The organism is Kocuria himachalensis (genome assembly GCF_054784195.1).
In genome coordinates, this window is the sequence record NZ_BAAGPL010000057.1 from 1 (window position 1) to 6,108 (window position 6,108).

At 68.6% G+C, this 6,108-nt stretch carries 4 protein-coding genes and 1 pseudogene; all 5 read left to right on the forward strand.

Going from position 1 to position 6,108, the window contains the following annotated elements; genetic code table 11:
• A partial coding sequence (locus tag ACYVM4_RS18495; protein ID WP_460669500.1) for a hypothetical protein occupies nucleotides 1-527 on the forward strand: 527 nt, incomplete at its 5' end.
• Entirely contained in the window at nucleotides 520-2,370 is a 1,851-nt protein-coding gene (locus tag ACYVM4_RS18500) for a type IV secretion system protein (protein WP_460669501.1), read from the forward strand. The genes ACYVM4_RS18495 and ACYVM4_RS18500, both read left to right, overlap by 8 nt.
• A complete protein-coding gene (locus ACYVM4_RS18505; RefSeq protein ID WP_460669502.1) occupies nucleotides 2,351-3,868 on the forward strand; it encodes an SCO6880 family protein in 1,518 nt (505 codons plus the stop codon). Before ACYVM4_RS18500 ends, ACYVM4_RS18505 begins: the two co-directional genes overlap by 20 nt.
• Nucleotides 3,868-5,622: an ATP/GTP-binding protein gene (locus ACYVM4_RS18510; protein ID WP_460669503.1), complete on the forward strand. Its 1,755-nt coding sequence runs from the start codon at nucleotides 3,868-3,870 to the stop codon at nucleotides 5,620-5,622. Before ACYVM4_RS18505 ends, ACYVM4_RS18510 begins: the two co-directional genes overlap by 1 nt.
• Nucleotides 5,619-6,108 (forward strand): annotated as a pseudogene (locus ACYVM4_RS18515) (conjugal transfer protein); the annotation flags it as partial. The gene ACYVM4_RS18510 and the pseudogene ACYVM4_RS18515, both read left to right, overlap by 4 nt.

Here is a 6,108-nt window from a genome sequence, read left to right on the forward strand (position 1 = left end):
CGCTCACGAAGGCCCCCGAGGACGTCGAATGGACCGCCCTGGGCGCGATCTACGCACCGTCCTCGGAGGAGCACGGACCGGGCACCGTAGACGAGTCAACGGGTGTGCGCTCCTGCTACTCCCACACTCCCGAAGGGGCGTTACTGAGCGTCGCGAACATGTTGGCCTCCAGCAATGACCCACAGCTCCTCCTGGACACGACTCAGGCCTTGGCTTTGGACGGCCCGGGCAAGGACATCAACATCGGGCAGATCCGACAGCGCATCGCGGAGAACGACGCATCTACCACTCCTGTGCAGATTGCCGGCTTCCGTCTTCTCTCCTACACCGGCGACAAGGCCAGCGTTGAAGTAGTAGCCGCTGCAGACGACGGATCAGAGAAGACGTACATCACCAGCAGCGCTGACATGGTTTGGCAGGACGGTGATTGGCGCTTCGTATTCCGCGACAACGGAGACACAGGCCCTGTTGCCGGCCAGGTGTCAGACCTGAACGGGTACATCACGTGGGGACCTCACGATGGCTGAGGAGGAAAGCTGCGGCAGGCTCGACCTCGTCTGCAACACGAAGGAAGGAATCAGCGATGCGCTCACCGGGGCAGCCGGGGATGCGCTGGATCAGATCGCCGACGGTGTGACTTCGGCCGTGGTGGAGACGATCGCCTCTCTGGGATCCATGTGGACCACGGTTGGTAGCGCCAGCCTTACCAGCGAGAACGGCGGCGCTGCTGAGGCTCCGGTCCGGGGAGCGTTCAACGATCAGGTCGATCTGCTGCTGAGCTACGCGAGCTGGATCGGGCTGGGGGTGTGCGTGTTCGGGGTGCTGTTCCTGGGCATCGTGCTGGCCACCAACGCCCGCCGCGGCGACGGGGCCGGGCTGGTGAACACGGCCACCGTGCTGGCCTCCGGGGCGGCACTGATCGGTGGGGCCACCAGTCTGATCGGCTTCCTCGTCCCCGCCCGGGCGGGAAATCTGTCCGGGTCCGTGGGGTTCATCCAGGACCAGACCTTCTACCTCACCCTGGCCGTGGCCGCGCTGAGTGTGATGATCGCCGGGGCCCAGATGGCTTGGACCCAGCGCGCTGAACCGGCCCGGGACCTGCTGAAGAATCTGCTCACCCTGGCCGTGGTCACGGCCTCGGGAGTGACGATCCTCAACGTCCTGGTGGCCGGCACCGACGCCCTGGCCGTACAGATCATCGACTCCGCCATCGGGAAGGACTTCCAGACCGATGTGCTCAAGCTGTTGGCCCTGGACAATGCCACCAGCGCCGGGGCGGCGGATCCGGTGTGGTTGGGCGGGAACGTCATCCTGATCATCGTCGGCGGGGTCGTGGCGATCATCGTGAACATCATCCAGTTGATGCTGATGGTGTTGCGCACCGGGATGCTGTTTTTGATGGCCGGGATCCTGCCGCTCTCCGCGGCGTTTCTGAACACCGAGACGGGGAAGAACTTCTTCCAGAAGGTCATCGCCTGGACCCTGGCCTTCGCCTTCTACAAACCGGCTGCGGCTCTGATCTACGGGTTGGCGATCAAGATGTCCACCACCGGGGTGTGGGAGGACTCCGGCAGCGGGCTGATCCAGTTCGCCGCCGGGTTGATGATGATCGTCGCCTCCGTGTTCGCCCTGCCCGTGCTTATCGGGTTCCTCAGCCCCGTGCTGGGCTCGATGTCCTCCTCCGGCGGTAGTAGCGGTGGGGCGCTGGGGATCGCGGCGATGGGCGCAGCGATCCCGCAGGGAGCCTCCCACCTGGCTCGCTCGGGACGCGGGTTCGGCTCTGACTCTTCCTCCGCTTCCTCCTCCATATCGCCCTTGAAGGGCGGGTCGGGTTCCGCGCCTGCGGGTCCGTCCTCGGCTGCAGGTGGGGCCAGTGGCACCGCTGGGGCCAGTGCCACTGGCACGGCGGGCTCCGCTGGTGCTGCAGCCGCGGGTGCAGCGGCGGCACCGGTGGCGGCGGGCATGGCGGCCGCCAACGCCGTGCAGAAGACCGGGGAAGCCGTCTCCCAGGCCACCGAGTCCAGCGCGAGGGCGGGCACCTCCAGCACCGGCGGAAGCACCGGAGCGGCGGGAGCGTCCGCCACGGGCACCCCCGGCCAGGACGGTGCGCAGAGGTCCTCTACGGGGACCGGGGCGCAACCGATCCCCGGCACCGGGGCGGCACCTCGCGCCGGAGCTGGGACAGGGGCTCGTCCCACGCCGGGGTCCGGTGCTGGTGCAGCACCGGCACGCTCCGGGGCCCGTCCCACGGGCCCCACCGGCGCGGGACAGGCGGCGAAGGCCGCCCAGCAACAGGCACGTGCGTTCAAGGCGCAGATCGCCAACGAGACCGGAAACGAGGGCCGCCCTGATGGCGCAGACCGAAGCTAAGACGAGCGAGAACCGGCCGCGGGTGTACGGCAACTTCCGCACGCCCACCTCCAAGGGCCTGGCCGGACTCTCGACCGCCGGCACCGTGCTGCTGATCGGTGGGGTCCTCGGCGGGATCCTGCTGATGATGCTCAACATGTGGCTGGTCGCCCTGGCCTTCGAAGCGGTGATCCTGGTCCTGATCGCCCTGTCCATGCAGAAGAACAAGCACGGGCGCACCCTGATCGAGCGCATCGTCCGCCGCGCCGGGTGGGCCAACGCCGTCTACTCCGGGGCCAACGTCTACCGGGCCGGGCCGGTGTCCCGGGTGCCGGAGGGCACCACGAAGCTGCCCGGGGTGTCGGCCCGGTCCAGGATCACCGAGCACGTCGACGGCTACGGCCGCCCCTTCGCCCTGGTCGAGGTCCCGCAGAAACACCACTACACCGTGGTGTTCTCCTCCGAACCCGACGGCGGGGGCATGGTCGATCAGGAGCACATCAACCGGTGGGTGGACCGCTGGGCGCACTGGCTGGGCATGCTCACCGACGAACCGGGGCTGACCGCGGCCTCGGTGACGATCGAGACCGCCCCAGACTCCGGATACCGCCTCGCCCGGAAGATCGAGGCCCGCATGAGCCCCGACGCCCCGGCCTTCGCCCGCGACGTCATCAACGAGACCGTGCAGATGCTGCCCACCGGGGCCACCGTCACCCGGGCCTACATCGCGGTGACCTTCAAAGCCTCCGTGCGGGCCGGCGGGCGCATCCGCAACGCAGCCGAGGTCGCCGATGACCTGGCCGCCCGGCTGCCCAACCTCACCCTGTCCCTGAACGACACCGGGGCCGGCGTAGCCGCCCCGCTCACGGCCCAGCAGCTGTGCGAGGTCATCCGGGTGGCCTACGACCCGGCCGAGGCGGTCCTCTTCGACCGCGCCCACGCCCAGGGGGTGGCCCCGGAGCTGGACTGGAGCGAGGTCGGCCCCCAGGCCGCCGACACCTTCTGGGACAGCTACCACCACAACAACTCATGGTCGAAGTCCTGGGCGATGTCCGTGCCCCCGCGCTCCACCGTCCAGGCCAACGTGCTCCAGGCGCTGATCGCCCCGAACCCGGAACTGGTGCGCAAGCGCGTCACCCTGCTCTACCGCCCCATCGACCCCGCCCGGGCCGCGCAGATGGTGGAGAACGACATCAACACCGCCACCTTCAACGCCTCCTCCCGCAACCGGGCGACGGCCCGGGACACCCGCGAGACCCGCGCCGCCCAGGCCACCGCCGCCGAAGAGGCCGACGGGGCCGGCCTGCTGAACTTCGGCCTCGTGGTCACCGCCACCGTCCGTTCCCAGGGCGAGCTCGACGAGGCCGAAGCCATCATCGAGAACCTCGGCACCTCGGCGAGGATCCGCCTGGAGGAGGCCTACGGCGCCCAGGACTCCACCTTCGCCGCCGGCCTGCCCCTCGGTGTGGTCATCCCGGACCACCTGGCCCTGCCTTCGACCGTGAGGAACGCCCTCTAATGGCCACCACGAAACGCAACCAGATCATCCTCCCGGCCAGCCGGGGCAACGCCTCGACCACCGTCCTGGACCGTGCCTTCGCCCGCACGAAGCTAGGCAAGGTCTTCGCTAAGCCCAAGCGCACCGGCAGCACCTCGGTGACGGCCGCCTCCACCCGTCGCCCGGGCCCGCGGGGCCACAAGGGCCGGGGTCTGGGCGAGGCGCAGCTGCTGCACCCGATCCGCGAGATGCGCGGCACCAACTATCAGGTCTGCGGGCTCTTCCCCTTTCCCATGGGCGGGGGCTCCCCTCTGGAAGGGGTCCCGCTGGGGCGCAACCTGCTCTCCGGGGAGCCGGTGTGCTGTGACCCGATCTCCTGGTTCCAGAAGCTGCGGGTGATCGCCAACCCTTCGGCCTTCATCATGGCCAACCCGGGGCTGGGCAAATCCTCCCTGCTGCGGCGGATGGCCATCGGGTTGGCCGCCTTCGGGGTGTGGCCGATGGTCCTGGGAGACATCAAGGGCGAACACGTCGCCATGATCGAAGCCCTCGGCGGGGCCGTGCTGCCGCTAGGCCGCGGGGTCGGCCACATCAACCCGCTCGATGACGCCGGAGCGGTGGCGGCGGCCAAGCTGCTATCTCCTGCCAAGGCGGAGGAGCTGCTGGTCGATCTGCACACCCGGCGGTTCGACCTGATCCGGTCGCTGATCGCGATTCTGCGCAAGAAGCCGCTGGACGAGCGCGAGGATCAGATCCTGGACCGGTGCCTCACTGTCCTGGAAGCCCGCCACGCCGAGACCGGCACGGTCCCGGTCATGGCGGATTTGCGCCAGGTGCTCAAGGACAAGCCGGTCGAGGTGCGCGAGGTCTCCCTGGATCGCGGCAACGATGAGCGTTACGAGGCCATCACGGAGGGTCTGGAGTCCTCGCTGAACTCCTTGTGCGGTTCCGGGGCGTTCGGGCAGATGTTCGCCCGCCCCTCCACCAACAAGATCGACGCCTCGAGGCCGATGGTCTTCGACCTGTCGCGGATCTCCCAGTCCGAGTCCGATCTGCGGGCGGCCACCCTGTTGGCGTGCTGGTCGATCGGGACTGGAACGGTGCGGACCTCCAACATGCTGGCCGATGACGGGGTGATTGAGCGGCAGCGGTTCCTGCTCATCCTCGATGAGCTGTGGAACACCCTGGCGGCCGGGCCCGGCATCGTGGATCAGGTCAACGCGCTGACCCGTCTGAACCGGGAGATGGGGGTCGGGCAGATCATGGCCTCCCACACCCCGTCTGACCTGATGGCCGTGCGGGGCGAGGAGGACCGCGCCAAGGCCAAGGGCATCATGGACCGCTGCGGGATCAAGATCCTCGGCGGCCTGGCCAAGTCGGAGATGCCGCTGCTGACCGAGTCCGTGCCGCTGTCGATGCGCGAGCAGGAACAGCTCGCTGCCTGGCAGGACCCGCCCGCCTGGAACCGCCGGGGGGACGAGGAGATCCAGTACACCAACGATGACGTGTACGCCTCCACCGACCGGCTCACGATCAACGACACCGAGCTGCGGGCCTGGCTTCAGGACCCCGAGAACCGGGAATGGTACTTCGACGACCGCACCACCTCCCCGCCGCCGGGCCAGGGGAAGTTCTTCATCAAGGTCGGCGCGAGGGCGGGGATCCCGTTCTCGATGGAGTTCACCCCCACCGAGCGCCGGTCCCAGGTCCACGACACTGAGAAGAAGTGGCACGAGGCCAAGTTCCGCGCCGCTCAGGAGAGGGGCGAACGATGAGCTCCCTGGACCGCAAGTACAAGGCCGGCGGCGGGGAAGTCGCCCTGTTGCTCACCCTGCTCTTCGCCCTAGTCGGTATCCCCGCGATCCTCTACGTCGTCGCCAGCGCCGGACATGCCCTCACCCCGCGCACCGAGCCGCTGCCCACCGGGTACTGGGAACGGTCCCTGGGCGTCTTCACCGGAGACCTTCCGTGGCGCACCACCGAGATCGTCTTGGCCGCCGCCCTCGGGCTGGTGGCGGCGGCACTGTTCGTGCTGTGGGGCTTCAAGCGCCACCAGAAGGCCAAGAAGGTCGTCACACACGACCGTGCCGCACCGCGCATGGCCTCGGTGCGCGACGTCGCCCCGTTCACCCAGAAGCAGGCGAAGGCCAAAGCGGATCGCTTCGGCGTCGACACCCCGGGGGTGATGCTCGGGAAGATGGTCCGCGGCGGACATACGTTGTATGCCTCCTGGGAGGACACCCTCCTGCACATCTGGGGCA

Excerpts from the sequence above, each read along its gene's own strand:
- ACYVM4_RS18500 (WP_460669501.1), top strand. The coding sequence starts at position 520 with ATGGCTGAGGAGGAAAGCTGCGGCAGGCTCGACCTCGTCTGCAACACG.
- ACYVM4_RS18505 (WP_460669502.1), top strand. The coding sequence starts at position 2,351 with ATGGCGCAGACCGAAGCTAAGACGAGCGAGAACCGGCCGCGGGTGTAC.
- ACYVM4_RS18510 (WP_460669503.1), top strand. The coding sequence starts at position 3,868 with ATGGCCACCACGAAACGCAACCAGATCATCCTCCCGGCCAGCCGGGGC.